The sequence below is a fragment of the Bradyrhizobium sp. B097 genome (genome assembly GCF_038957035.1).
In the GTDB taxonomy this organism is placed as follows: Bacteria; Pseudomonadota; Alphaproteobacteria; order Rhizobiales; family Xanthobacteraceae; genus Bradyrhizobium.
The window spans coordinates 3,617,421-3,642,078 of sequence record NZ_CP152412.1; the positions used below are offsets into that span (position 1 = coordinate 3,617,421).

Annotated in this window: 24 protein-coding genes; 11 read left to right on the top strand and 13 right to left on the bottom strand. The window is 64.3% G+C overall.

Annotated features, from left to right (window positions below; genetic code table 11):
- Positions 1-21 precede the first annotated feature (21 nt).
- The gene (locus tag AAFG07_RS16815; protein ID WP_342728239.1) at positions 22-1,245 is read left to right on the top strand and encodes an MFS transporter; all 1,224 of its coding nucleotides are present in this window, start codon (positions 22-24) and stop codon (positions 1,243-1,245) included.
- Positions 1,246-1,633: 388 nt separating this feature from the next.
- Here the strand turns inward: AAFG07_RS16815 and AAFG07_RS16820 are convergent, their stop codons facing one another.
- Complete coding sequence (locus AAFG07_RS16820) at positions 1,634-2,395, bottom strand: SDR family oxidoreductase (protein WP_342728240.1); 762 nt, start codon at positions 2,393-2,395, stop codon at positions 1,634-1,636.
- Positions 2,396-2,407: 12 nt separating this feature from the next.
- Positions 2,408-3,169 carry a proteasome-type protease gene (locus AAFG07_RS16825; protein WP_050406373.1) on the bottom strand — a complete coding sequence of 254 codons (762 nt, stop codon included), beginning with the start codon at positions 3,167-3,169 and terminating at the stop codon, positions 2,408-2,410.
- 296 nt (positions 3,170-3,465) lie between these two features.
- On the opposite strand from AAFG07_RS16825, the gene AAFG07_RS16830 reads away from it, so the two are divergent.
- Positions 3,466-5,076 carry an ABC transporter substrate-binding protein gene (locus AAFG07_RS16830; protein WP_342728241.1) on the top strand — a complete coding sequence of 537 codons (1,611 nt, stop codon included), beginning with the start codon at positions 3,466-3,468 and terminating at the stop codon, positions 5,074-5,076.
- A 139-nt stretch (positions 5,077-5,215) separates the two neighbouring features.
- Here the strand turns inward: AAFG07_RS16830 and AAFG07_RS16835 are convergent, their stop codons facing one another.
- On the bottom strand, positions 5,216-5,509 hold the full coding sequence (locus AAFG07_RS16835) for a GYD domain-containing protein (RefSeq protein ID WP_029081559.1): 294 nt from the start codon (positions 5,507-5,509) through the stop codon (positions 5,216-5,218).
- A gap of 306 nt (positions 5,510-5,815) precedes the next feature.
- Between AAFG07_RS16835 and pdhA the strand changes: the two genes are divergently transcribed.
- The 3 genes from pdhA to AAFG07_RS16850 are packed head-to-tail and all read left to right on the top strand — an operon-like array spanning position 5,816 to position 9,379.
- Positions 5,816-7,288: a pyruvate dehydrogenase (acetyl-transferring) E1 component subunit alpha gene (gene pdhA, locus AAFG07_RS16840; protein WP_342728242.1), complete on the top strand. Its 1,473-nt coding sequence runs from the start codon at positions 5,816-5,818 to the stop codon at positions 7,286-7,288.
- The gene (locus AAFG07_RS16845) at positions 7,281-8,261 is read left to right on the top strand and encodes an alpha-ketoacid dehydrogenase subunit beta (RefSeq protein ID WP_342728243.1); all 981 of its coding nucleotides are present in this window, start codon (positions 7,281-7,283) and stop codon (positions 8,259-8,261) included. Before pdhA ends, AAFG07_RS16845 begins: the two co-directional genes overlap by 8 nt.
- A 20-nt stretch (positions 8,262-8,281) precedes the next feature.
- Positions 8,282-9,379, top strand: a complete 1,098-nt coding sequence (locus AAFG07_RS16850) for a dihydrolipoamide acetyltransferase family protein (RefSeq protein ID WP_342728244.1) — start codon at positions 8,282-8,284, stop codon at positions 9,377-9,379.
- A gap of 31 nt (positions 9,380-9,410) precedes the next feature.
- Here the strand turns inward: AAFG07_RS16850 and AAFG07_RS16855 are convergent, their stop codons facing one another.
- The 4 genes from AAFG07_RS16855 to AAFG07_RS16870 form a co-directional block, all read right to left on the bottom strand.
- The gene (locus AAFG07_RS16855) at positions 9,411-9,836 is read right to left on the bottom strand and encodes a carboxymuconolactone decarboxylase family protein (protein ID WP_342728245.1); all 426 of its coding nucleotides are present in this window, start codon (positions 9,834-9,836) and stop codon (positions 9,411-9,413) included.
- Positions 9,837-9,988: 152 nt separating this feature from the next.
- Positions 9,989-10,831 carry a transglutaminase family protein gene (locus AAFG07_RS16860; protein ID WP_342728246.1) on the bottom strand — a complete coding sequence of 281 codons (843 nt, stop codon included), beginning with the start codon at positions 10,829-10,831 and terminating at the stop codon, positions 9,989-9,991.
- Positions 10,832-10,984: 153 nt separating this feature from the next.
- Positions 10,985-11,929 carry an alpha-E domain-containing protein gene (locus AAFG07_RS16865; protein ID WP_342728247.1) on the bottom strand — a complete coding sequence of 315 codons (945 nt, stop codon included), beginning with the start codon at positions 11,927-11,929 and terminating at the stop codon, positions 10,985-10,987.
- Positions 11,930-11,936: 7 nt separating this feature from the next.
- Positions 11,937-13,355, bottom strand: a complete 1,419-nt coding sequence (locus AAFG07_RS16870; protein ID WP_163161604.1) for a circularly permuted type 2 ATP-grasp protein — start codon at positions 13,353-13,355, stop codon at positions 11,937-11,939.
- A 227-nt stretch (positions 13,356-13,582) separates the two neighbouring features.
- Between AAFG07_RS16870 and AAFG07_RS16875 the strand changes: the two genes are divergently transcribed.
- The 3 genes from AAFG07_RS16875 (at position 13,583) to AAFG07_RS16885 (ending at position 15,602) form a co-directional block, all read left to right on the top strand.
- Positions 13,583-14,335 (top strand): molybdopterin-binding protein, encoded by a 753-nt coding sequence (locus tag AAFG07_RS16875; RefSeq protein ID WP_223976339.1) that lies wholly within the window; start codon positions 13,583-13,585, stop codon positions 14,333-14,335.
- Between the two features lie 6 nt (positions 14,336-14,341).
- Entirely contained in the window at positions 14,342-14,869 is a 528-nt protein-coding gene (gpt, locus tag AAFG07_RS16880) for a xanthine phosphoribosyltransferase (RefSeq protein ID WP_092115219.1), read from the top strand.
- A 109-nt stretch (positions 14,870-14,978) separates the two neighbouring features.
- A complete protein-coding gene (locus AAFG07_RS16885; RefSeq protein ID WP_342728248.1) occupies positions 14,979-15,602 on the top strand; it encodes a hypothetical protein in 624 nt (207 codons plus the stop codon).
- Between the two features lie 16 nt (positions 15,603-15,618).
- On the opposite strand, the gene AAFG07_RS16890 is transcribed toward AAFG07_RS16885, so the two are convergent.
- Positions 15,619-16,641: a methionine synthase gene (locus tag AAFG07_RS16890; RefSeq protein ID WP_342728249.1), complete on the bottom strand. Its 1,023-nt coding sequence runs from the start codon at positions 16,639-16,641 to the stop codon at positions 15,619-15,621.
- Between the two features lie 99 nt (positions 16,642-16,740).
- Between AAFG07_RS16890 and AAFG07_RS16895 the strand changes: the two genes are divergently transcribed.
- The 3 genes from AAFG07_RS16895 to AAFG07_RS16905 all read left to right on the top strand — a co-directional run bounded on the left by AAFG07_RS16895 (position 16,741) and on the right by AAFG07_RS16905 (position 19,165).
- Positions 16,741-17,442, top strand: a complete 702-nt coding sequence (locus tag AAFG07_RS16895) for a glutathione binding-like protein (RefSeq protein WP_342728250.1) — start codon at positions 16,741-16,743, stop codon at positions 17,440-17,442.
- 137 nt (positions 17,443-17,579) lie between these two features.
- Positions 17,580-18,191, top strand: a complete 612-nt coding sequence (locus AAFG07_RS16900; protein WP_342728252.1) for a 2-hydroxychromene-2-carboxylate isomerase — start codon at positions 17,580-17,582, stop codon at positions 18,189-18,191.
- Complete coding sequence (locus tag AAFG07_RS16905; protein ID WP_342728253.1) at positions 18,191-19,165, top strand: NADPH:quinone oxidoreductase family protein; 975 nt, start codon at positions 18,191-18,193, stop codon at positions 19,163-19,165. The genes AAFG07_RS16900 and AAFG07_RS16905 overlap by 1 nt, the downstream gene beginning before the upstream one ends.
- Before the next feature lie 23 nt (positions 19,166-19,188).
- Here the strand turns inward: AAFG07_RS16905 and AAFG07_RS16910 are convergent, their stop codons facing one another.
- The 5 genes from AAFG07_RS16910 to AAFG07_RS16930 form a co-directional block, all read right to left on the bottom strand.
- Entirely contained in the window at positions 19,189-20,175 is a 987-nt protein-coding gene (locus AAFG07_RS16910) for an IS481 family transposase (protein ID WP_342725716.1), read from the bottom strand.
- Between the two features lie 200 nt (positions 20,176-20,375).
- On the bottom strand, positions 20,376-21,050 hold the full coding sequence (locus AAFG07_RS16915) for an alpha/beta fold hydrolase (RefSeq protein WP_342728254.1): 675 nt from the start codon (positions 21,048-21,050) through the stop codon (positions 20,376-20,378).
- The gene (locus AAFG07_RS16920; protein ID WP_074130099.1) at positions 21,047-21,937 is read right to left on the bottom strand and encodes a crotonase/enoyl-CoA hydratase family protein; all 891 of its coding nucleotides are present in this window, start codon (positions 21,935-21,937) and stop codon (positions 21,047-21,049) included. Before AAFG07_RS16920 ends, AAFG07_RS16915 begins: the two co-directional genes overlap by 4 nt.
- Positions 21,938-22,071: 134 nt before the next feature.
- A complete protein-coding gene (locus AAFG07_RS16925; protein WP_342728255.1) occupies positions 22,072-23,490 on the bottom strand; it encodes an amidase in 1,419 nt (472 codons plus the stop codon).
- Complete coding sequence (locus tag AAFG07_RS16930; RefSeq protein WP_342728256.1) at positions 23,483-24,655, bottom strand: M20 aminoacylase family protein; 1,173 nt, start codon at positions 24,653-24,655, stop codon at positions 23,483-23,485. Before AAFG07_RS16930 ends, AAFG07_RS16925 begins: the two co-directional genes overlap by 8 nt.
- Between the last annotated feature and the right edge of the window lie 3 nt (positions 24,656-24,658).

The window sequence follows — 24,658 nt, forward strand, 5'->3', positions numbered from 1 at the left end:
GGCTCAGCCACGCAATCATGCATGTCCTCCGCCACGCCGGCCGGTGCCCGCGATCTGCTCGGCCACAGACCGTTCCTGTTCTTCTTGTCGTCGCGCAGCCTGTCGCGCTTCTCCAGCCAGATCGGCGCGGTGGCGATCGGCTGGCAGATCTATGATCTGACTGGGAGCGCATTCGACCTCGGCATGGTCGGCCTGGTGCAGTTCCTGCCGACGGCGCTGCTGGTGTTCGTCGCCGGCCACGCCGCCGATCGCTTCGAGCGCAAGCGCGTGGTGCAGGCCTGCCAGGTGGCGGAGGCGCTGACCGCATTGTTTCTCGCCGGAAGCACATTCGCCTGCACCGTCTCCGAGATCCAGATCTTCGCTGCGACCTTCGTGCTCGGAATCGCCGGCGCGTTCGAGAGCCCGGCGACTGCCGCGCTGTTGCCGCTGATCGCGCCGCAAGGCGCGCTGCAGCGGGCGACCGCGATCTCGAGCGGCGCGGCGCAGGTCGCGACCATCACCGGACCAGCGCTCGGCGGCTTCGCCTACGCGCTGATGCCGAGCGCGCCCTATGGCATCATGATGGTGTTCTGGCTGTTCGGTGCGCTGCTGACCGGCGGCATCGGCCGGCTGCAGCAGGCGGCGGCGAAGAACGGCGAGGTGTCGGATGACCTGTATGCCGGCGTCACCTTCGTTCGCAGCAATCCGGCGATCCTCGGCACCATCTCGCTCGATTTGTTCGCGGTGCTGTTCGGCGGCGTCACCGCGCTGCTGCCGATCTATGCGCGCGATATCCTGCAAACCGGACCGCTCGGCCTCGGCATCCTGCGTGCCGCGCCCGCGGTCGGTGCGCTCTTGATGACGATGGTGCTGGCGCGGCACACCATCAACCGCCGCGTCGGCATGCGGATGTTCCAGGCGGTGATCGTGTTCGGCTTAGCTACCGTGGTGTTCGCGCTGTCGCAATGGATGTGGCTGTCGGCGGTCGCGCTCGCGGTGCTCGGCGCCGCCGATACGATCAGCGTCGTGATCCGCTTCTCGCTGGTGCAACTGGCGACGCCGGACGAGATGCGCGGCCGCGTCGGCGCGGTGAACTTCCTGTTCATCAACGCCTCGAACCAGCTCGGCCAGTTCGAGAGCGGCGTCACCGCGGCGCTGCTCGGCGCCGTGCCATCGGCCGTGCTCGGTGGCGTCGCGACGGTCGCGGTCGCGCTGCTCTGGATGAAGCTGTTCCCGACGCTGCGGGATGTCGAGAAGCTGGAGTAGGGGCGTTCTCGCCACCCGTCATTGCGAGCGAAGCGAAGCAATCCATCTTGCCACACGCGGAGGCATGGATTGCTTTGCTTCGCTCGCAATGACCGCAATTTCGGAATAATGGAAAAATATCGCTGATTTGCCCGACGTGTCAAGTTGCCGTGTCGAACGCCGGTAGCTGCCGGCTACTTTGCATGGGGTTGTTTTCGATATTTTGGCCGTGGGCCTTGGAACGGCATGGCCGGGACAAGCCCGCCGCGCGGTCTCGTGTCCCGGATGCGGTGCAGCGCGGAGCGGTGCGCCACAGAGCCGGGACCCATCTCATGGTACGACGGATCGAGCCTGGGCCCCGGTTCAGCAGCGCGTCATTGCATGCCGCGCTGCGCCCGGGGCACGAGAGTCAGCCCCGGCCCACGAACGGCATCTTGGTCGCCATCACCGTCATGAACAGCACGTTGGCGTCGAGCGGCAGGCCGGCCATGTAGGCGACGGCATCGCCGACCGCCTTGGCGTCCATGCGCGGTTCGTGCTTGGTGGTGCCGTCCGGCTGCAGCACGCCGGGGCCGTTGACCATGCGGTCGGTCATCGGGGTCGCAGCATTGCCGATATCGACCTGGCCGACCGCGATGTCATACATGCGGCCGTCGAGGTTGGAGGCTTTTGTCAGGCCGGTGATGGCGTGCTTGGTCGAGGTGTAGGCCGCCGAGAACGGCCGCGGCGCGTGCGCCGAGATCGAGCCGTTGTTGATGATGCGGCCGCCGCGCGGCGTCTGGTCCTTCATGATGCGGAAGGCGTGCTGGGTGCACAGGAACGGCGCGGTGAGGTTGGTGTTGACCACGGCCTGCCACTGCTCGAGGGCCAAGTCTTCGAAATTTACCGGCGGCGCGCCCATGCCGGCATTGTTGAAGAGAACGTCGAGCCGGCCGTAGGTTGCCTTCACCTTGTCGAACAGCGCGGCGATCGCGGCCGGGTTGGCCATGTCGGCGGTGACGCACAGGCTCTTGCCGGCGGGGCCGAGCTTGGCGGTCTCTTCCAGCATCTCGATGCGGCGCCCGACCAGCACCACGGTGTAGCCCTTGTCCATCAAAGCGAGCGATGCTGCGCGGCCGACACCGGTGCCGGCGCCGGTGACGAGCGCGATCTTGCTGGTTGCTTCGGTCATCCGAGTTTCCTCTTACTTGGTTTTTGCTTCGGTTTCGTTCTTGTAGGGTGGGCGTGGAATGTTCTGATGCGCCGCGCGCAGCGCAGCCGACCAGCGCGAGCGCAAATCGTGGAAATAGGGCTCGCCGGCCTCGATGCGGTGGTTGAGGTCGGCCTCGCAGGCATCGGTGCGCACCACCAGCACGTCGATCGGCAGGCCGACGCCGAGATTGGAGCGCATCGTCGAATCCATCGAGATCAGACCTGTCTTGAGCGCCTCATAGAGCTCGACGTCGTAATGCATGGCGCGGTCGAGCACCGGCTTGCCGTATTTGTGCTCGCCGATCTGCAAATAGGGCGTGTCGGTGGTGCATTCGATGAAGTTGCCGGCGGTGTAGACCATGAACAGGCGCATCCGCGAGCCCTTGATCTGGCCGCCGAACAGGAACGAGACGTCGAAGGAGATATCTTCGGAACGCAGCGCATCGCCCTCGGTCGCATGCACCGACCGGATGGCGCGGCCGATCCGCTGCGCGGCCTGGAACATGGTCGGCGCGTTCATCAGCGTCTCGAGCTCGCCGGTGTGCGGATCTTCCATGCCCTCGGTCAGGGTCGACAGCACCGACTGGCTGATCGCGAGATTCCCCGCGCTGGCGATCGCCATGATGCGGTCGCCGGGCTTTTCGAAGATGTGCAGCTTGCGGAAGGTCGAGACGTTGTCGAGACCGGCATTGGTGCGGGTATCGGCGATCATGACGAGGCCGTCGCGCACCAGAATTCCGCAGCAATAGGTCATTTGCAGCCCTCAAACGGTCCGAGTTTCTCGGCGCCAAACGTGTAGCCAATTTCGAGGTCGCATCCAACCCTAATTCCCCGTGACGGGACATCAGGTGGCCGGTCAAAAGGGGGCCGGCGACGGTCCGTGTGAGGCCCTTTTCCATCGCTGGCCGCCTGAGAATCCGATCCTTGCCCCGGCCTCGTTCTGCGTTGCACGCAGCCGGCAATGATCTGCGCTCCCGTGTCATTGCGGGGCACCTGGCGTTGTGGTCGACTGCCCACAACCGACAACAACAAGAATTCCGGGAGGCGAGAATGTCGTTCAAACTGGCCACGTGCATCATGGCATTGGGCGCAGCAGTGATGGCGGCGAGCCCTGCATCGGCGCAGAAAAAGGGCGGCACGCTCCGACTTTATCACAATGACAATCCGCCCTCGACCTCGCTGCTCGAGGAATCCACCATCGCCTCGGTGATGCCGTTCGCGGCGGTCTTCAACAATCTGGTGGTGTTCGATCCGGCCAAGGTGCATGAAAGCGTCGACACCGTGATCCCCGATCTGGCCGAGAGCTGGTCGTGGGACCAGACCAACACGAAGCTCACCTTCAAGCTCAGGCACGGCGTGAAGTGGCATGACGGCCAGCCGTTCACGGCCAAGGACGTGCAATGCACCTGGCGGATGCTGATCGGCAAGAGCGAGACCCAGGACTCCAAAACCCAGGACTTCAAGCGCAATCCGCGCAAGGTCTGGTACTCGAAGCTCAAGGACATCAGCATCAACGGCGACGATGAGGCGACTTTCGAGCTGACAGAACCGCAGCCCGGTCTCTTGGCGCTGCTCGCCAGCGCCTTCTCGGTGGTATATCCCTGCCACGTACCGCAGCAGGTGATGCGCACCAAGCCAATCGGCACCGGGCCGTTCAAATTCGTCGAGTTCCGGCGCGGGGATTCGATCCGTCTGGTGCGCAACCCCGATTATTTCAAGAAAGACCGGCCGTATCTCGACGAGATCACGGTGCGCTCGATCGACAGCCGCGCCACGCGCATGCTGGCCTTCGCGACCGGCGACTACGACATCACCTTTCCGTCCGACGTCAGCATTCCCCTGATGAAGGACGTCAAGGCGCGGGCGCCGAACGCGATCTGCGAGATGACGTCGACCAATCTGCAGATCAATCTCTTGGTCAACCGCGTCAATCCGCCGTTCGACAATCCGGAGATCCGCAAGGCGATGTCGCTGGCGCTGGATCGCAAGGCCTTCAACAGCATCCTGTTCGAAGGCACCGGGCGGCTCGGCGGCGCGATGCAGGCCAAGCCCGAAGGCGAGTGGGGCATGCCGCCGGAGACATTGTCGACGCTGATGGGCTACGGCGCGGATACCGAGAAAAATCTCGTGGACGCGCAGGCCATCATGCAGAAGCTCGGCTACAGCGACGCCAAGCCGCTGTCGATCAAGATCCAGACCCGCAATCTGCCGACCTATCGCGATCCGGCAGTGATCCTCGCCGACCAGCTCAAGAAGATCTACATCGTCGCCGAGCTCGATATCCTGGACACGCCGCGCTGGTACTCGCGGCTGCAGCGCAAGGATTACACGATCGGCCTCAATGTCACCGGCGTCAGCGTCGACGATCCCGACGGCAATCTGGTCGAGAACTATTCCTGCAATTCCGAGCGCAACTATACGCAATATTGCAATGTCGAGGTCGACAGGCTGCTGGCTGCGCAGTCGCGCGAGGTCGACAAGGACAAGCGCCGAACCATCGTGTTCGACATCGAGCGCCTGCTGGTCGACGACGCGGCGCGGCCGGTGATCCTGCACTCATCGGCCGGCAATTGCTGGCAGCCCTACGTGAAGAACTTTCATCCGCACGACAACAGCCAGTACAACAATCTACGTTTCGAGGATGTGTGGCTCGACAAATAGTGCGTGCTGCCCCCGCTGGCGGCGACGTGTGTCGTCGCCCTGCGCATAAGCGGAATGTTCGCGCCGATCGCCGGGTGTCTGAATAGCGACGGTACCCGTCAGTCAGGCCGCGCAGAGGTCCACTGGACATCCGAAGCCGCTACGGAAGCTCGGATATCAGCTTGGTCCACTCGGCCTCGGGCCAGGCCCGTGAGGTGCACGTCCGTATGTTTCCCTGAGAACTGAGGGCGAGCGCGAGTTTTGTGATGTTGTCGCCGAGAGGCGCTTCGGCGAGGAGAAGGATGTCATGCTCGCCGGAGGTGAGATAGACCTCCTTGATTTCGACACCAAGCGTCTTGGCGAGTTCTTTCGCCGCCCGGCTGCGCTTGGGAGCTTCCTTGACATTACGAATTCCCTGGTCGGTCCAGTCGATCCTCACTATGAATGTCGCCATGTCGTCCTCCAAGGGTTACGCATTCCCTTGTCTGCCGCGCGTGCGGCAGGCCAACCTGCATCATGTTGAAGTCGAGGGAGCGCCACATAAGGCAGGCGCTGCTTTCAGACTGAGATGCCTGCCGACGGCCTGATCGCTGCCCGTTCCATCAGACGGAGACGTCGGCCCGTCCCGTCTAAGGGCAGCTCGCTGCAGATTACGCCATGTCCCTTGCTCGAGAAAGAGGGCTCCCCGCGTTGTGATCGGGACCGCGGTGGCCTCGCACAAGCGAGGGCGCTGCGTCGAGATCGCACGCTGTGCACGAGGATGACGGCGCACAACGCCTTCGCCTGGCGGGCTGCCATCCGATGCAAGTCAGCTGTGGGTGTAGTCGCCAGGTTTCAATCCGAGCGCTTTCACCGCGGCTTCAGGAAGCGGCCCCCACGCTTCGACCGTTTCATTCGGGGCCATCATGTCCGCAATAATTGCCGTGGCCTTTGCCGCGTCTCCTTCAGCCACGAAGAAGACCGAGCGAACAGGCGGGCCGCCGTCCAACGGCGCGGTTCTTACGAGGACAACCTGACCATTTGCCATGCTCTCTTATACAGCAGTCGCGGCGCATGCTGCCACGGTATTGCATCGTCGCGGCCCGAACACCAAATAACTGAACGTGGGAGGCAGAACCGCTCCTGGAGTGAGCGCGTGGCCAGCAAAAGAGCGAACGAAGAGCTCCCCGTCATTGCGCGCTTTGAGGTGCGCCGCCGCAATTACCTCGCGCCCGACGGCTCGATAGAGCGGCCGCTTCCTGCCTTCGCCACCGATGCCAAGCTGCTGGTCGAACTTTACCGGTCGATGGTGCTCTTGCGTCTGTTCGACCGAAAGGCTGTTGCATTGCAGCGAACCGGTCGGCTGGGAACCTATGCCATTTCGCTTGGCCAAGAGGCCGTGTCCGTCGGCATCGCGAGTGCGATGCGGCAAGATGACGTTCTGCTGCCTTCCTATCGCGACAATGGCGCGTTGCTCTGGCGTGGCGTCAAGCCCGAGGAGATCCTGCTGTTCTGGGGCGGCGATGAACGGGGCAATCAATTCTCCGGTCCTGTCCACGATTTCCCGTTTTGCGTTCCGGTCGGATCACAGGCACCGCATGCCGCCGGTGTCGCCTATGCCTTCAGGCTGCGCAGGGAGCCGCGCGTGGCCGTCTGCCTGTTCGGCGATGGCGCCACCTCGAAAGGCGATGTCTACGAGGCGATGAATTTTGCCGGCGTTCACAAATTGCCGCTCGTGTTCGTCGCCACCAACAATCAATGGGCCATATCGGTGCCGCTGCGGCTGCAAACCGCGTCTGAAACGTTGGCCCAGAAGGCGATCGCTGCCGGGTTCAGCGGCGAGCAAGTGGATGGGTGCGACGTGGTGGCGGTGCGCGCCGCGGCCGAGGAGGCCATTGCCGCTGCCCGCGACGGCAAGGGCCCTCACTTCATCGAAGCGGTCACCTATCGGCTCGGCGATCACACGACGTCAGATGATGCATTGCGCTATCGTTCGGCCGAAGAAGTCCAGGCGCATTGGAAGGAAGAGCCGATCGCGCGCCTCAGGTCCTATCTTGTGGGTCAGAAGATGTGGACCAAGGCGGACGAGGAGCGGCTTGCCGCCGAGTGCCATGAGCGCATCGAGGCGGCGGTGGAGCGCTATCTGAAGACGCCGCCGCGCCGGCCAGAAACCATGTTCGACAACCTCTATGCCGATCTGCCCGAGGCCTTTGGCGCGCAGCGTCGCGAACTCGCGGGAGAGGACGATGCCTGAAGTGACGTTGGTCGAAGCCATCAATCTGGCGCTCGGCCGCGCCATGACGGACGATCCCGATGTGGTCGTGCTCGGCGAAGATGTCGGCGTCAATGGCGGCGTCTTTCGCGCGACCATCGGCTTGCAGGAGCGCTTTGGTCCGGAGCGCGTCCTCGATACGCCGCTTGCCGAACTCCTGATCAGTGGGCTTTGCGTCGGCATGGCCGGGCAGGGACTGAAGCCGGTCGGCGAAATCCAGTTCATGGGATTTATCTATCCCTGTCTCGATCAGCTGGTGAACCACGCATCACGGATGCGCAACCGTACCCAGGGACGGCTCACTTGTCCGATGGTTCTGCGCACGCCGCATGGTGCCGGCATTCGCGCACCCGAGCATCATTCCGAGAGCACTGAGGCGATGCTCGCCCACATTCCGGGCTTGCGTGTCGTGATTCCGTCGTCGCCGGAGCGCGCCTATGGACTTCTCCTCGCTGCGATCCGCGATCCCGATCCGGTGGTGTTCCTGGAGCCGACGCGGCTGTACCGCGCGGCGAAAGGAGAGGTGGAGGACAACGGCGAAGCCTTGCCGCTCGATCGCGCCTTTGTCGAGAGGGAAGGTCGCGACGTCACGCTGATCAGCTGGGGTGCGATGCTGAAGGAAACGATGGCCGCAGCGGACGCGCTCGCCGACGAGGGCATCGCTGCCGAGGTTGTCGACCTCGCCACGCTCAAGCCCTACGATGAAAACACCGTGCTCAGGTCGGTCGCAAAGACCGGGCGCTGCGTCATCGTGCACGAGGCCGCGCACACCGGCGGATTTGGCGCGGAGATAGCGGCCCTGATCGCCGAGCGCGGACTATCCTCGCTGCTCGCACCCGTGACCCGTGTCACCGGCTACGACACGATCATCCCGATGGCCCGCCTTGAGCAACGCTACATGCCGTCGGTCGGACGCATCGTGACCGCAGCCCGAAAGGCGCACCAGTACAACTGAACACCAACGGACCTTGTGCCATGCGCCAGTTCACGTTGCCGGACCTTGGTGAAGGTCTTGAAGAAGCTGAGATCGTCACCTGGTATGTCAACGAGGGCGATCACGTCGTGACCGATCAGCCGCTCGTTTCGGTCGAGACCGACAAGGCGGTGGTCGAGATACCGGCGCCGTCGAGCGGACGCATCGCGCGCCTGTTCGGTGCCAAGGGCGATATCGTGAAGGTCGGCGCGCCGCTCGTCGAGTTTGCCGAGGAGGCCGGGCAGGACACCGGCACGATTGTGGGCGAACTCGACACCGGCGAGCAACGGCCGGCGCCAGCAACTGCTTCGCCGCCCGGCGGGAAGGGAGCCCAAGTGTTTCCGGCAGTGCGGGTCCTTGCGCGCAAGCTTGACGTCGCGCTCGATCTCGTCGAGGCGACCGGGCCCGGCGGCACCATCACGCGGGCCGATGTCGAGAGGGCGGCGAAGCGAATGTCTCACAGCGGACCCGCCGAGCCGCTGCGCGGCTTGCGCCGCGCGATGGCCCAACGCATGACGGCAGCGCATGCGGAAATCGTCCCCGCGACGGTCACCGATGAAGCCGACATCGACGATTGGCGGCAGGGCGAGGACGTGACAATCCGCCTGGCGCGTGCGATCGCCGTTGCCTGCAAGGCAGAGCCCGCGCTCAATGCCTGGTATCATTCCGGTACGGGAGAACGGCGCCTGATCGAGCGAATCGATCTTGGCATCGCCGTCGATACCGGCGGCGGCCTGATCGTTCCCGTGCTGCGCAATGTCGCGGAGCGGAGCGTATCGGACCTGCGGGCCGGGCTCGACCGTCTGCGAGCCGACGCAATCGCGCGCGCGATACCTCCAGAGGAGCTGCGCGGTGCGACGATCACGTTGTCGAACTTCGGCATGATCGGAGGCCGGTTTGCTAATCTCATCATCGTGCCACCGCAGACGGCGATCGTCGGCGCCGGGCGGATTTCGGAGCGCGTGGTCGCGCTTCGGGGACAGGTTGCGGTCCGACGCACACTGCCGCTATCGCTGACCTTCGATCATCGGGTGGTGACGGGCGGCGAAGCTGCCCGTTTCCTGGTTGTCCTCAAATCCGACGTTGAGCGCATTTCGTGACATCACTCATTCGCGAGACAGGCAGGAGCGTTCACGGCTCCTGCCTCTGTCCCGCAGGTGCATCGACGAGAAAGGCATCGTCCACCGGCACGCCGAGCGCGGTGACCAGCCGGTTGGTTTCGGCGGCCATGCCGACGATCGCGAGCATCTCCTGATATTCGGCCTCGGTCATGCCCTTGGCGCGGGCGCTCGCGGTGTGCGAATGGATGCAGTAGCTGCAGCCATGGGCCACCGAGACCGCAACATAGAGCATCTCCTTGACCTTCGGATCGAGGGCGCCCGGCGCCATCACCTCCTTGATGCTCTCCCAGGTCCGCCGCAGCGTCTTCGGATCATGCGCGAGCGCGCGCCAGAAATTGTTGATGAAGTCCGAGTTCCGCGTCTTGCGGATGTCGTCGAAGACGGCGCGTGCGTCGGCCGAGAGTTCGTCGTCGGAGAGCAGTTTCACAGTTGCCATGGTTTCTCTCGCTGATCCGGTGTGGTGCAGCGATCATAGCACCCCAGCCGTCATTGCGAGGAGCGAAGCGACGAAGCAATCCACGCCTCCGCACGCGGTCAAATGGATTGCTTCGCTGCGCTCGCAATGACGGATGCGAAGAGGGATCAGTCCTACGACTGCGACTGGCTCTGCCACTGCCCGGGGCGGCCGGCTTGGTCGACCTTGACTGCGACCGACAGGGTCTCGTTGCCACCGCCATAGCGGGTGCCGCGGACCGGGGCGGCGCCGAGATAGTCGAGGCCGATCGCGACGCGGGCATGGGCGTCGGTGGTGCAGATGCCGTTGGCGGCGTCGAAGCCGACCCAGCCGAGGTCGGGCACGAAGGCTTCGGCCCAGGCGTGGCCGGCCTGCTGGTTGACCATGCCGTCGGAGCGCAGGAAGTGGCCGGAGACGAACCGCGCCGGAACACCGCCGGCGCGCGCGCAGGCGATCAGGATGTGCGCGTAGTCCTGGCAGACCCCGCGCTTCAGCGCGAACGCCTCGGAGGCCGAGGTGGCACTGTTGGTCGGGTCCTCGTCGAAGGTCATGTGCTCGTAGATCTGCACCATCACCGCGTGCAGGAAGCCGAGCACGTCGCTACCTGCTTCCGCGCGCAGCTCGCGCACGAAACTCGTCATCGCCGGGTTGAGGTCGGTCAGCGGCGTGGGGCGCAGGAACAGGCTCGGGGGAAACCGCTCGTCGGTGCCTTTCAGCACGCCGCCGGTGTCCTGGGTCTCGACCAGGCCCTCGCAATGGATCGTGAGGTCGGTGATCGCGCCGTGCGTCAGCACATGGGTGACGTTGCCGAACGCGTCCTCATGGGTGTCGAGCCGGGAATCGGTCGAGACGTCGATCTGCCAATCGGCGACATACTGGCCGTCATGGCTGCCCGGCGTCATCCGCAGAATCTGGATCACGCCCGAAGCCGCCGGCTCGTAGCGATAGGTGGTGGTGTGGGCTATCCGCAGGCGCATGGTTCAACCGGGATTCAGTCGGTCTTCTGGGGCAGGAACATCATGCCCCGGGCACTCACGTCTTTCTTCCTAATCGGCCGCGAAAGCAAGACGTGGGTAACCGGGATCAACCCGGTCATGACGACATTTTGAGCACTTTTCCCGCCGCGGTGGTCAGACCAAGTACTGCTTGGCGACGATCTCACCCAGCCGTGAATTATCCGCAAGGAATTCCTGGATGAATTCATGCACGCCGTGCTGGAAGATATCGTCCATATGGCTGTGCTCGAGCCGGTTCCTGACGCCGCGGGCGTGGCGCTGGGCGGCGCCCTGGCGGCCATAGGCGACGCCGATCTGGTCCAGGTTGCGCACCAGGTTGCTGTAGCAGCTGGCAAGCGACCGCGGCAGCGTATCGTTGAGGATCAGGAGGTCGGCGATCAGCCAGGGCTTCAGGGTTTCCCGGTACACCCAGTGATAGGCGGTCGTCGCCGACACCGAGCGCAGGATCGAGGTCCACTGGTAGTAATCCAGCGGGCCGCCGACATGCTCTTCCTCGGGCAGCAGCATGTGATACTTGACGTCGAGAATGCGGGCGGTGTTGTCGGCGCGCTCGAGATGCACGCCAAGCCGCGAGAACCAGTAGGCGTCGTTGCGCAGCATGGTGCGGTAGGCCGAACCGTCGAAGCGCAGCGAGGTCTCCTGCACGAAGCGCAGGAATTTTGCCAGCTCCTCGCGGTTGGCGGGACCCTTGTTCCAGACTGCCTGCAACTCGATCCACGATGAATTGATGGTGTCCCACATCTCCGACGTCAGCGCGGTGCGCACCGAACGCGAATTGAGCCGCGCAGCCTCGATGCAGTTCTTGATCGAGGACGGATTTTCCGACGAGAAGGACAGGTACTCGACGACGTTCCGCTCGTTGGCTTCTTCGTAATGGTCGTAGAAGGCCGAGCCGACACCGGCGGTGAGCAGCGCGGAATCCCACTCATTGGTCTTGCCGACATAGGCCGCGGGCAATGCGGTGACACGGAGCGTGGCGTCGATCGTGCGTGCGAGATACTCGGCGCGTTCGACATAACGGGCCAGCCAGAACAGGTTTTCGGCGGTGCGCGACAGCATGCTTCAACTACTCACTCAATATCCAGGTGTCCTTGGTGCCGCCGCCCTGGCTCGAATTGACCACCAGCGAGCCTTCCTTCAGCGCGACGCGGGTCAGGCCGCCGGGCACGATGGTGGTGTGGCTGGAGCCGGTCAGCACGAACGGGCGGAGGTCGACATGGCGCGGTGCCAGCCCCTTGTCGGTGCAGGTCGGGCAGGTCGACAGCGCCAGCGTCGGCTGGGCGATGAAGCCCTCCGGCTCGCGCTTGAGCTTGTCGCGGAACGCCTCGATGGTCGCCTTGGTGGCGGCAGGACCGATCAGCATGCCGTAGCCGCCCGAGCCGTGCACCTCCTTGACGACGAGGTCGGCGAGGTTGTCGAGCACGTAGGACAGGTCCTGCGGTTCGCGGCAGCGCCAGGTCTGCACGTTCTTCAGGATCGGCTCCTCGCTGAGGTAGAATTTCACGATGTCGGGCATGTAGGAGTAGATCGCCTTGTCGTCTGCGATGCCGGTGCCGACCGCGTTGGCGAGCGTGATGTTGCCGGCCGCGTAGGCCGACATCAGCCCGGGGACGCCGAGCGCGGAATCCGGACGGAAGGTGAGGGGATCGAGGAAGTCGTCATCGACGCGGCGGTAGATCACGTCGACCCGCTTCAGCCCCTCGGTGGTCCGCATGAAGACTTCGTCGTTCTTGACGATGAGGTCGCGCCCCTCGACCAGCTCGATGCCGAGCTTGTCGGCCAGGAAGGAGTGCTCGTAATAGGCCGAGTTGTAGACGCCGGGCGTCATCAGCGCGACCGTCGGCTCGGCCGAGGCGCTGTGCGGCGCCACCGACCGCAGCGCCGACAGCAGCTCGTCCGGATAGCGCTCGACCGGCGCGACGCGGTGCCGCGCGAACAGGTCCGGAAACAGCCGCATCATGATCTCGCGGTTTTCCAGCATGTAGGAGACGCCGGACGGCGTGCGCGCATTGTCCTCCAGCACGATGAAGTTGTCCGGATCGGTGCGGATGATGTCGATGCCGGCGATGTGGACATAGATGTCGTGCGGCACGTCCTGGCCGTTCATCTCCGGCCGGAACACCGGGTTCTGGAAGATCAGGTCTTCGGGGATGATGTTGGCGCGCAGGATGTCGCGGCCGTGATAGATGTCCTTGAGGAACATGTTGAGCGCGAGCACGCGCTGCTTGAGGCCCTTCTCCAGCAGCGTCCACTCGGTCGCCGACATGATGCGCGGAATGACGTCGAACGGGATCAGCCGCTCCTGGGCCTCGGAATCCCCGTAGACCGCGAAGGTGATGCCGATCCGGCGGAACAGCAGCTCCGCTTCCTGGCGCCGATATTCGAGCGCATCCGGCGGCGTCTCTTTGAGCCAGCGGGAGAGCTCCTGGTAGGCCGGGCGGAGATCCTCGCCGAGGCCGTTCATCTCATCGAACGCGACTGCCATATATCCCGATTGCCCTCCCAAGCCATGTGACACAGTGCATGACTTGATGGGATGGTAGCAAGGGGCGGGCCAGCGCGATATGCATTGGCTTCTGGCATTTGCTAAGGGGGAGGCGGAAGGCCTGCCCGAAAAACCGGCTGAGGTCTGCTTAATTCGGCGGCAAAACCCCGTGACATCAAGGCATTGGAACGGCAATGTCAGGGGATCAAGTTTAAGGAAATGAGACCATGAGCGAGATCGTCACGGCGGGGATATTGGTGATCGGCGACGAGATCCTGTCCGGCCGGACCAAGGACAAGAACATCGGCTTCATCGCCGAATACCTGACCAATATCGGCATCGACCTGAAAGAGGTCCGCGTCGTTGCCGACGACGAGGCCGACATCGTGTCCGCCCTTGATGCGCTGCGGCATAGGTACAATTACGTGTTTACCACCGGCGGCATCGGGCCGACCCATGACGACATCACCGCCGACAGCGTGGCGAAGGCGTTCGGGGTCGAGATCCACCATCATCCCGACGTGGTGGCGCGGTTCAGGGAGCGCTGGACCGAGCAGGACCTCAACGAGGCGCGGCTGCGGATGGCCCGGGTGCCCGATGGCGCCGAGCTGATCCAGAGCGCGACCATCCTGGCGCCGGGCTTCAAGCTCGGCAACGTTATCGTGATGGCCGGCATCCCCACCATCATGCAGGCGATGATGGACATCGTGGCGCCGACCCTGAAATCCGGCGTGCGGATGTTGTCGGACTCGGTCCGCGCCGACGCAAGAGAAGGCGACATCGGCGGCCCGCTGCGGGCGATCGCGGAAGCCAATCCCGACACCATCATCGGCAGCTATCCGTTCCAGGACGAGAACCAGAAGCCGAACACCAATCTGGTGGTGCGCTCGCGCGATCCGGAGAAGCTCGCCGCGGCGATGGCCGCGGTGAAGGAGATGCTGAAGCAGGTGCAGGCCGCGCAGAAGAAGCCGGCGGGTTGAGGCGACATGGTTGAACGAAATTCTGAACAGAATGCGCAGGATCGGGCCGGCAGGCCGTTCCCGGTCTCGTGGGATCAATTCCACCGGGACTGCCGGGCGCTGACCTGGCGGCTCAACGAGGTCGGCCCGTTCCATGCGGTGATCGCGATCACCCGCGGCGGGCTGGTGCCGGCGGCGATCGTGGCGCGCGAGCTCGGCTTGCGGGTGATCGATACCGTCTGCGTCGCAAGCTACGACCACGACAAGCAGGGCGATCTGAAAGTGCTCAAGGGCATTTCGGAGCAGACCGCCAAGCTCGGCGGCGGCACCGGCAAGGGGCTTCTGATCGTCGACGACCTCGTCGATACCGGCAAGACCGGCAAGCTGGTGCGCGAGATGCTGCCCGATGCGCATTTCGCCACCGTCTACGCCAAGCCCAAGGGCCGCCCGCTGGTCGACACCTACATCACCGAGGTGTCGCAAGACACATGGATCTTCTTTCCCTGGGACACCGCGCTGTCGTTCCAACCGCCGATCCGCGACGGGGCGGCGTAGACGCGTCATTCCGGGGCGATGCGAAGCATCGAGCCCGAAATCTCGAGATTCCGGGTCTGGTCCTTCGGACCATCCCGGAATGACGGTGGTGGATAATCGAATTCGCAATATGCCCCTGCAAAACCGCGTCACCCCGACAGGCGACATCGTCGCGTCCGAACATCGCGGCACCTTCACCGGCAATCGCGGCATCATCCACGATCCGGCGACCCGCACACTGTTGAACAAGCGCTGGTCGTCGCCGGCCTGGCTCACCTGCGTCTGCGAGTTCAGGGGACGGCGACGCGAGGTGATGAGCCGGCAGAGCTGGACCGAGCTGTTCTTCCTCGATGAAGCCACCGCCTTCGCGGCCGGGCACCGGCCCTGCTTCTACTGCCGCCGCGACGACGCCAAGCGGTTTCGGAGCTGCTGGGAGCAGGGCAACGGCACGGGCGATCTCAGCGCCAAGGCGATGGATGCGGTGCTGCATGCCGAGCGGCTCGATCGGGGCAGGAAGCGGCTGCATCCGCTGCCGATGCCGCTCGCCGCGCTACCCGACGGCGCGATGGTGCAGGCGAACGGCGAGAGTTACCTCGTTGCCGGTGGCAAGACCTTGCGCTGGTCGTTCGCCGGCTACGAGCGGGCCGACGTCATCGCTCCCGCAATGCTGCTGACGCCGCCGTCGACCGTCCGTGCGTTTCAGGCCGGCTATCGGCCGGTGCTGCATCCGAGCGCGGCGGCTGCCTTGGGCTGAGCCGCCGGCACCGCCCTTACGCCAGCCGCTGCCGTGCCAGCTGTGCGCCGGCGCCGAGCGCGATCAGCTTGGCTTCGGCGATGTCCCGCCGCATCGGGGCCATGCCGCAATTGGTGGTCGCGATGATGTTGCCCTTCGGCACGTGTTTCGCCACAGCCTCGATCACCTTGACGACGTCCTCCGCACTCTCGACCTCGTCGCTGGCGACGTCGATCACGCCGGCCTGCACGATCTTGCCGGGGAGTGCCGCGAGCAGTTCGATCGGCACCTTCGAATTACGGCATTCGATCGCGACCTGCTGGATCGTGCTCTTGTCGATGACCGGGAAGGTCTCTTCATACTGTCGCCACTCGCCGCCGAGCGTCTGCTTCCAGTCGGTGTTGGCCTTGATGCCGTAGCCGTAGCAGATGTGAACGGCGGTGGCGCAGGTCAGGCCTTCGGCGGCGCGCTCCAGCGCCTTGATGCCCCAGTCGCGGACCTCATCCATGTAGACGTTGAAGGCAGGCTCATCGAACTGGATCATGTCGACGCCGTCGGCCTGCAACGCCTTGGCTTCCTGGTTCAACAGCTCCGCGAAGGCGAACGCCATCTTGACGCGGTCGCCGTAATATTGGTCGGCGATGGTGTCGATGATGGTCATCGGACCGGGCAGGGTGAACTTCAACCTGTTTTTAGTGTGGGCGCGGGCCGCGCGTGCCTCGCCTTCGTGGACGCGGCCCTTGAGCTGCAACGGCGCGACCACCTGCGGTACCATGGCTTTGTAGCGGTCCTTGCGGATGCCCATCTCGACCTTGTGGGCGAAATCGATGCCCTCGATCCGCTCCAGAAAACCATGCACGAAGTGCTGGCGTGCCTGCTCGCCCTCGGTGACGATGTCGACGCCGGCATCCTCTTGCAGCTTGACCGCAAGCACCGTGGCATCGCGCTTGGCGCGGGCGAGTTCGGCGCCTTCGGATTTCCACGGTGCCCACAGCATGTTCGGCTCGGCGAGCCATTCCGGCTTCGGCAGGGAGCCTGCGATCGTGGTTGGAAACAGCATGGGTGCCTCCCGCTGGGTTCTGATTGAGCGCCTGTGTGCCATGTCCTAGAGTGGAGGTACAGAACAACAAAAGTCTTTGTGACGGGGAAGTGGACGCCGATGATCGACCTGCACTACGCGCCGACGCCGAACGGCTGGAAGATCTCGATCATGCTGGAGGAACTGGGGCTGCCCTATCAGGTGATCCCGGTGAACATCCGCGCCGGCGAGCAGTTCCGGCCCGAATTCCTGGCCATCAGCCCGAACAACCGCATCCCCGCGATCGTCGACCATGCGCCTGCCGACGGCGGCGGCCCGTTCTCGGTGTTCGAGACCGGCGCGATCCTGATCTATCTCGCCGACAAGGCCGGCCGCTTCTTGTCGCAGGAGTTGCGTGCGCGGTCGAACGTCATCCAATGGGTGATGTGGCAGATGAGCGGCCTTGGGCCGATGCTCGGTCAGCACGGTCATTTCGCGCTCTATGCGGCCGAGAAAATTCCCTACGCGATCGAGCGCTATCGCGACGAGACCGCGCGGCTCTATGGCGTGCTCGACCGCCAGCTCGGCAAGACCGGCGCCTATATCGCCGGCGATGACTATTCGATCGCGGACATCGCCTGCTTCCCTTGGACCATGACCCACAAGGCGCAGAGCTTCACCCTCGACGATTACCCGAACATCAAGCGCTGGTACGCCACCGTGCGCGCCCGTCCGCAGGTGCAGGCGGGCCTTGCGATCGGAAAATTCGTCAAGGAGCCGTTCGACGAGGAATCACGCAAGAACATGTTCGGCCAAAGGGCTAGGGAAGTGTTGGGGAAATAGCAGATGTTCCCGCAACGTCATTGCGAGCGAAGCGAAGCAATCCATCGCGCCACGCGCGGAGATATGGATTGCTTCGTCGCTTCGCTCCTCGCAATGACGGAGGACAGAGCAATTCACGCACAACAAAAGGAAACGCTATGATCGAATTCTTCTTCGACTGCTCCAGTCCATGGACCTATCTCGCCTGGCACAACATCCAGCCGCTCGCGAAGGAGTTCGACGCTGACATCACCTGGCGGCCGATCCTGGTCGGCGGCATCTTCAACACCGTCAATCCGTCGGTCTACGCGCAGCGCGAGACGCCGGTGCCGCTGAAGGCCCGCTACATGAAGAAGGATCTCGGCGACTGGGCGCGCTCGGCTGGGCTAGCGATCAAGATGCCGCCGACCGTGTTCCCGGTGAACAGCGTCAAGGCGATGCGCGGCTGCATCCTTCTCGGCAACGAGAAGATGGTGCCGTTCGCGCGCGCCGTGTTCGAGGCCTATTGGGGGGACGACAAGGACATCTCGCAGGACGCGGTGCTGACCGAGATCTGCAGCAAGCTCGGGATCGATCCGGCGCAATTCCTGGCCGGCATCGGCGACCAGGCGATAAAGGATCAGCTCAAGGCCAACACCGAGGAGGTGATGGCGCGCGGCGGCTTCGGCTCGCCCACGATCTATCTCGACAAGACCGACATGTATTTCGGCAACGACCGATTGCCGCTGATCCGCGAGGCCTTGGCCCGTCTCAAGGCGCGAGCCGCCTGATGCCGAAAGCCGTTGTTTGCCGCGAGCTCGGGCCGCCCGAGCGCCTTCAGCTTGAGAATTTTGCCTCGGTGCCTTTGCAACCGGGGCAGGTGCGCGTCGCGATCCGCGCCGCCGGGATCAATTTCCCCGACATCCTGATGGCGGCGGGCGAGTACCAGCTCAAGCCGCCGCTGCCGTTCACGCCGGGCTCGGAGGCGGCCGGCGATGTGGTGGAGGTCAATGACGCTGCCGGTGTCGCCGTCGGCGACAAGGTGATCGTCAAGATGCGCTTCGGCGCCTATTGCGACGAGACGGTTGCAACACCGTCGCAGCTCGTGCCGGTGCCGTCGACCTTCGACTACGCGGAAGGTGCGACCTTCCTTGCCGCACACGGCACCGCGTATCACGCGCTCATCGACCGCGGGCAAATCAAGCCGGGCGAGGTGCTGCTGGTGCATGGCGCCGGCGGCGGCGTCGGGCTTGCCGCGGTCGAGATCGGCAAGCTGCTCGGCGCCACCGTGATCGCGGCGGCCTCGAGCGAGGAGAAGCTTGCGATTGCCAAAGAACGCGGCGCGGAACATCTCGTGCTCTACGCGCGCGAGCCGTTTCGTGACGCGGTCAAGCGCATCACCGATGGCCGCGGCGCCGACGTGGTGTTCGATCCGGTCGGCGGCGAGGTGTTCGAGAACTCGATGCGCTGCATCAACTGGGGCGCGCGGATTCTCGTCGTCGGCTTCACCGGCGGCATCGGTCTTGCCCGCACCAACCTCCTGATGATCAAGGGGGCGAGCGTGCTCGGCGTTCGCGCCGGCGAGGCGGTGCGGAAGGACCCCGCGCTCGGCGAAGTCAGGGTCAAGGCGCTGAGCGAATGGGCCGAGGCCGGCCGGGTGCGGCCAAATATCTCACATCGGCTGCCGCTGGAGGACTATGCGAAGGCGATGCGGCTCTTGATCGACCGCAAGGCGATCGGGCGTGTGGCGCTGATGATGCAGTAGTTCGTCATTGCTGTCGATGTTCACTAATTCGCTGATTGGATCGCGGTGGTCTTGGTAGCGGCGAAGGCCTTTGGCGTTTGTCCTGCTAGGGCTTGGTGAGGCCTGTGGTTGTTGTAGTAAATCAGATACTCGAACAGCTCATTGGCGAAGTGGTCGAGGTTGTCGAAGGTGGCGCCCTCGATCACGTCCTCGTCGAGGGTGCGCCAGAAGCGCTCGACCTTGCCATTGGTCTGCGGTCGATAGGGTCTGGTGTAGCGGTGCTTGATGCCAAGTTCGAGCAGCATGGCCTCGAAGGGATGTTCCTGAGGATTGTTGCGGGAGGCGAACTCGGCACCGTTGTCGGACAGGATTTCCTGGAAGGCGAGCCCATAGGTGACGTTGAGGGTGTTGATCATCTTCAGCGTCTTGAACATGACTGGCAGCGCCTTCTTGGAGGCCAGGACCTCGGCCCAGGCCAGACGCGAGCAACTGTCGATCAAGCTGACGATGTAGGCCGTGACCGAGGGTGGCGCGAGGAACATATCGCGCGGCAATTGATGCAGATCGACGTGGCCCAGTTCCCCGAGCTTGTCCTTGATAATGCGACGTTTCTCCTCACGCATCGCCGGCGTGCGGCGGTTTAGCTGATGGCGTCGCAGCACCCGGTAGATCGTCACCGGCGAAGGTACTGTGTCCCGCTGCTCGCGCAAGACCGCATGGATCTCGTAACGGTTCATCCCTCGCCTGCGGCAAGCGATGATCTCCGCCTCGATCCCTGCCGGCTCGCGCCGCTCCCGCCATTTGGGGCCGCGGCGGCGCGGCAACAAATCCGCTTCGTCGCCGCTCTGCAAATAGCGATTGTAATACTTACGGAACGTCTGCGAGCAGGTCCCATGGTGGCGGTAGAAATCCCCCACCCGTTTGAACAGCTCCGATCGGCCAGCCTTTACTGCCTCATACTCCGGGATCAGAAATCGCCACTTCTGCAGATAGTTACGTTCGATCGTCCGGTCGTAGCTGTTATCGCGCATCGGATCATCCTCCAGTCGAGCGATCCAATCAGCGAATTAGTGAACATGCACAATTGCGAGCCAACGGGTCGGCGCGTAGCGCCGCCCGATGACAGGCTCCGCGAAGCAATCCATCCTTACCGTGCGGGCGGTATGGATTGCTTCGTCACTTCAGCGCAAAATTGCTTTGCAATTTTGTCGCGAGCTCCTCGCAATGACGGCTAGTGCGGCGTGAATTTGCCTTGCCGCAAAAACACAATCGTCTGCGCGATCGCCTCCCGGTTGCGCACCAGCCAGGGATGCGAGGTGCGGATCACGATGTGATCCGCCATGCCGTCGAGCCTGGTGTTGGCGACCGACACCCGGCCGTCATGCGGCCGCGGCAGTCCCATGGAGGTGATCGGATAGACCGAGCGGTTGCCGGCGATGATGCCGGCGGGATAATCAATCGTCGGCAGCAGCGCGCTGGTCGCGGCATCGCGGCGGGTGACGAGCTGCTGGCCGGCCGGGCCGAAGAAGGCACGGTAGGCCGCGAGGTGTTTCAGGCGGTCGGCGATCTCGCTGCCGCCATTCGGCGTGCCCAGCATCACGACGCGGCCGAGCCGCGCCGGGCGATATCTCGCCAGATAGACGCGGGCGAGCAGACCGCCCATCGAATGGCAGACGAAATGCACGGAGCCGTCGAGGCTCTGCGCGAAGCGATCGAGCGGAGGATGGATATCTTCGGCCAGCGCATCGAGCCCTTTGCGCCGGCTGTCATAGTCGAGATTGAGCGTCGCAAAACCGGCATCCCTGAGCGCCAGCTCCATCCTGCGAAACGAGCGCGCCGTCCTGCTGATGCCGTGCAGCAGGACGACGCCATCAGGAGTGGACGCCGCGGGACGCCGTTCGCTCACTTATAGTCGCGCTCTTGCCACCACGGGAAATAGTCGGGCATATCCGACGACACCTTGTTCTTGAACTGCGCCGGGCGCTTTTCCAGGAACGACACCACGCCTTCCTTGACGTCCTCGGAGCGGCCGCGGGCATAGATGCCGCGGCTGTCGACCTTGTGCGCTTCCATCGGATCGTCGGCGCCCATCATCCGCCACATCATCTGGCGGATCAGCGCCACCGACACCGGCGCGGTCTTGGCGGCGAATTCCTTGGCGAGCGCGCGCGCGGTCGGCAGCAAATCGTCCGGCGGCACCACCTTGCTGACGAGGCGGCCGGCGAGCGCTTCCTGTGCCGGGAAGACGCGGCCCGAGTAGCACCATTCCAGCGCCTGCGAGATGCCGACGATGCGCGGCAGGAACCAGCTCGAGGCGGCTTCCGGCACGATGCCGCGCTGGGAGAACACGAAGCCGAAGCGCGCGGCTTCGGAGGCAATGCGGATATCCATCGCAAGCTGCATGGTGACGCCGATGCCGACTGCCGGGCCGTTCACCGCGGCGATCACAGGCTTCAGGCACTTGAAGATGCGCAGCGTCACCTGGCCGCCACCGTCGCGCACCTGCGGATCGCTGTAGTCGACGCTGCCGTCGGCATTGCGCTTGACCGGACCGCGCCGCGCATCGCGGTCGAAAGTGTTGGCGCCGGAGGATAGATCCGCGCCGGCGCAGAAGCCGCGGCCTTCACCGGTCACGATGATCGCCCTGACGTCGTCGTCCTTGTCGGCTTTGTCGAACGCGTCGATCAGCTCCTGCTGCATCGTGGCGTTGAAGGCGTTGAGCTTGTCGGGCCGGTTCAGCGTGATGGTCAGGATCTGCTCGGCGACCTCGTACTTAATCGTCTCATACGCCATGGGGATGATTTCCTCTCGGTTTTCTTGAGTGAACGGCGCTGGCGCGCGTGTCATTCAGTTAACCCGGCAATCATCCCTTGTGAAGAAGTCGGATGCGCGGTGTGGTTCCGCGCATCCTGACTTGCGTTGAGGCGCTACTTCTTCGGCGGCGTGGGCCACGGCTTCTGCGGGCCGCGCAGGCCTTCGAACGCCTTGCCCATGCCGAGCACGCCGATGTCGTCGAAGCGGCGGCCGATGATCTGGACGCCGATCGGAAAGCCCTTCTTGTCATAGCCGCCGTTGATCGACAGCGCCGGGTTCTCCGACATATTCCACGGCACGGTAAAGCAGATATGCTCGAACGGCTTTGCGGGGTCGTTGAGTGGTGCTGCGAATTCCGCCGGGAAGTTCACGACCGGCGACACCGGCGAGATCACGTAATCGACGTCGCAGAACAGTTTTGCCGCGGCCGCGCGGATCGCCATCGTCTGATTGAAGCCGCGCACGACGTCGACCCCGGAGAGCTTGGCGCCGGCCTCGGCCCAGTTGAGGATGTAGGGCAGGGTCTTGCCGCGGTCGGCCTGCGACAATTTCGACAGCTCGTCCCAGGTCCGCGCACGCCAGAAATTGTCGAGCCCCTCGAGCATCTCAGGCGTCAGGATGCCGTCGATCTCGGTGATGACGGCACCGGCGGACTCGAACGCCTTCGCTGCCTTGACGGCGACCTCGCGAACCTCCTTCTCGACCTTCTGGCCGGATCCGGCATCGAGCATCAGCCCGATGCGCAGCTTGCGCGGCGACTTCTCCAGCGCCTTCCAGTTCACCTCGAGTGCCGGCAGGCTCATGCCGTCGCGGCGATCAGGGCGCGACAGCACGCTCATCATCAGCGCAGCGTCGTCTACGGTGCGGGTCATCGGACCGGCGACGCGGCCGACATAGGGCGGGTCGATCGGCACGCGGCCGAGGCTCGGCTTCAGGGCGACGAGGCCGCACCAGGAGGCCGGCAGCCGCACCGAGCCGCCGATGTCGGTGCCGAGATGCAGCGGGCCGTAGCCGGCCGCACCGGCCGCGCCCGCGCCCGCGCTCGAGCCGCCGGGGTTCTTGCTGACATCCCAGGGATTGCGGGTGAGGGGATGGAACGACGACAGCCCCGACGACAGCATGCCGTAATCCGGCATCGTGGTCTTGGAGAAGATCACGCAGCCGGCTTCGCGCAGCCGCGCGGCAGGCGGCGCATCCTTCTCGGCGGGCGCGAGCTTCACGCTTGCCGCACCCAGCGGCACCGGCTGGCCCTTGGTCGCGACATTGTCCTTGATGGTGACCGGCACGCCGTCGAGCGTGCCGACCGGCTCGCTTTGATGCCAACGCTCGGTCGCAGCTTTCGCGACCTTCCGCGCGCCTTCGGGGTCGTACAGATACAGCGCCTTGATGTGCGGCTCCCAGGTCGCGACCTGGGAGATGATTTCCTCGAGCACCTCGGACGGCGAGAACTGCTTGGCACGGTAGCCGGCGAGCAGGTCGACGGCCGAGAGAGCATGCAGCGACGTGATGGCGTCCCCTTTCGGCTTATGCATGCGCACCTGCCGGCATACGTTTCTCGATGATGCGGGCGAACATGCTGGCGCCGATCGGCAGGATCTTGTCGTCGAGAACGTAACCGGGATTGTGCACGGGCACCGAACCGTCATGGCCGACCCAGAAATACGCGCCGGGAATGGCCTGCATCATGTCGGCGAAATCCTCGCTGCCCATCTTCGGCGTCGAGCGGGTGATCACCTTGGCCGGATCGACCACCGTGCGCGCGACTTCCTCAACGACGCGGGACTGCTCTTCCTGATTGACCAGTACGCTGAAGCCGTCGCGGATCTCGACCGAGATTTCGGCGTCATATGCCACCGCAAAGCCGGCGGCGATCTCGCGCATGCGCTTGCGGATCAACTCACGGATCTCGTCGGAGAAGCAGCGCACCGTGCCGCACATCCAGGCTTCGCCGGGAATGACGTTGTACGCCGACCCGGAATGGATCTGCGTGATCGACAGCACCGCAGCCTGCAGCGGATCGACGTTGCGGCTGACGATCGACTGCAACGCTTGTCCGAGCGTCATTGCGATCACGACGGCGTCCTTGGAGCGCTCCGGCATCGCGCCATGCGCGCCGTAGCCCTGGATCCTGATGTCGAAGAAGTCGGCTGCGGCCATTGCCGGGCCCGGCAGGATCGCGATTTCGCCATGGTTGAGGTCGGGCGCGTTGTGCAGGCCGTAGACCTCGTCGCAGGGGAACTGCTTGAACAAGCCGTCCTTGATCATGGCGCGCGCGCCGCCGAGGCCTTCCTCGGCCGGCTGGAAGATGAAATGCACGGTGCCGTCGAAATTGCGGGTCTCGGCGAGGTAGCGCGCCGTGCCGAGCAGCATCGTGGTGTGGCCGTCATGGCCGCAGCCGTGGAAGCGGCCGGGAATGGTCGAGCGCCACTTCAGATTGGTGTTCTCTTCCATCGGCAGCGCGTCCATGTCGGCGCGCAGGCCGATCTTCTTGCTGCTGTTGCCCTTGCCCTTGAGCACGCCGACCACGCCGGTGCCGCCGAGGCCGCGATGCACCTCGATGCCCCAGCTCGTGAGCTTGTCGGCGACGATGCCTGACGTGCGGACCTCCTCGAAGCCGATCTCGGGATGCGCATGCAGATCCCGTCTGATGGCGGTGAGTTCGTCGGCAAAACTGTCGATGCGCTCAATGGTCGGCATGAT

Excerpts from the sequence above, each read along its gene's own strand:
- AAFG07_RS16870 (WP_163161604.1), bottom strand. The coding sequence starts at position 13,355 with ATGGCAGTCGCGTTCGATGAGATGAACGGCCTCGGCGAGGATCTCCGC.
- AAFG07_RS16875 (WP_223976339.1), top strand. The coding sequence starts at position 13,583 with ATGAGCGAGATCGTCACGGCGGGGATATTGGTGATCGGCGACGAGATC.
- AAFG07_RS16865 (WP_342728247.1), bottom strand. The coding sequence starts at position 11,929 with ATGCTGTCGCGCACCGCCGAAAACCTGTTCTGGCTGGCCCGTTATGTC.
- AAFG07_RS16825 (WP_050406373.1), bottom strand. The coding sequence starts at position 3,169 with ATGACCTATTGCTGCGGAATTCTGGTGCGCGACGGCCTCGTCATGATC.
- AAFG07_RS16895 (WP_342728250.1), top strand. The coding sequence starts at position 16,741 with ATGATCGACCTGCACTACGCGCCGACGCCGAACGGCTGGAAGATCTCG.
- AAFG07_RS16920 (WP_074130099.1), bottom strand. The coding sequence starts at position 21,937 with ATGGCGTATGAGACGATTAAGTACGAGGTCGCCGAGCAGATCCTGACC.
- AAFG07_RS16900 (WP_342728252.1), top strand. The coding sequence starts at position 17,580 with ATGATCGAATTCTTCTTCGACTGCTCCAGTCCATGGACCTATCTCGCC.
- AAFG07_RS16905 (WP_342728253.1), top strand. The coding sequence starts at position 18,191 with ATGCCGAAAGCCGTTGTTTGCCGCGAGCTCGGGCCGCCCGAGCGCCTT.
- AAFG07_RS16890 (WP_342728249.1), bottom strand. The coding sequence starts at position 16,641 with ATGCTGTTTCCAACCACGATCGCAGGCTCCCTGCCGAAGCCGGAATGG.
- gpt (WP_092115219.1), top strand. The coding sequence starts at position 14,342 with ATGGTTGAACGAAATTCTGAACAGAATGCGCAGGATCGGGCCGGCAGG.
- AAFG07_RS16930 (WP_342728256.1), bottom strand. The coding sequence starts at position 24,655 with ATGCCGACCATTGAGCGCATCGACAGTTTTGCCGACGAACTCACCGCC.
- pdhA (WP_342728242.1), top strand. The coding sequence starts at position 5,816 with ATGACGGCGCACAACGCCTTCGCCTGGCGGGCTGCCATCCGATGCAAG.
- AAFG07_RS16860 (WP_342728246.1), bottom strand. The coding sequence starts at position 10,831 with ATGCGCCTGCGGATAGCCCACACCACCACCTATCGCTACGAGCCGGCG.
- AAFG07_RS16925 (WP_342728255.1), bottom strand. The coding sequence starts at position 23,490 with ATGCATAAGCCGAAAGGGGACGCCATCACGTCGCTGCATGCTCTCTCG.
- AAFG07_RS16910 (WP_342725716.1), bottom strand. The coding sequence starts at position 20,175 with ATGCGCGATAACAGCTACGACCGGACGATCGAACGTAACTATCTGCAG.
- AAFG07_RS16820 (WP_342728240.1), bottom strand. The coding sequence starts at position 2,395 with ATGACCGAAGCAACCAGCAAGATCGCGCTCGTCACCGGCGCCGGCACC.
- AAFG07_RS16855 (WP_342728245.1), bottom strand. The coding sequence starts at position 9,836 with ATGGCAACTGTGAAACTGCTCTCCGACGACGAACTCTCGGCCGACGCA.
- AAFG07_RS16850 (WP_342728244.1), top strand. The coding sequence starts at position 8,282 with ATGCGCCAGTTCACGTTGCCGGACCTTGGTGAAGGTCTTGAAGAAGCT.
- AAFG07_RS16835 (WP_029081559.1), bottom strand. The coding sequence starts at position 5,509 with ATGGCGACATTCATAGTGAGGATCGACTGGACCGACCAGGGAATTCGT.
- AAFG07_RS16885 (WP_342728248.1), top strand. The coding sequence starts at position 14,979 with ATGCCCCTGCAAAACCGCGTCACCCCGACAGGCGACATCGTCGCGTCC.
- AAFG07_RS16845 (WP_342728243.1), top strand. The coding sequence starts at position 7,281 with ATGCCTGAAGTGACGTTGGTCGAAGCCATCAATCTGGCGCTCGGCCGC.
- AAFG07_RS16815 (WP_342728239.1), top strand. The coding sequence starts at position 22 with ATGTCCTCCGCCACGCCGGCCGGTGCCCGCGATCTGCTCGGCCACAGA.
- AAFG07_RS16830 (WP_342728241.1), top strand. The coding sequence starts at position 3,466 with ATGTCGTTCAAACTGGCCACGTGCATCATGGCATTGGGCGCAGCAGTG.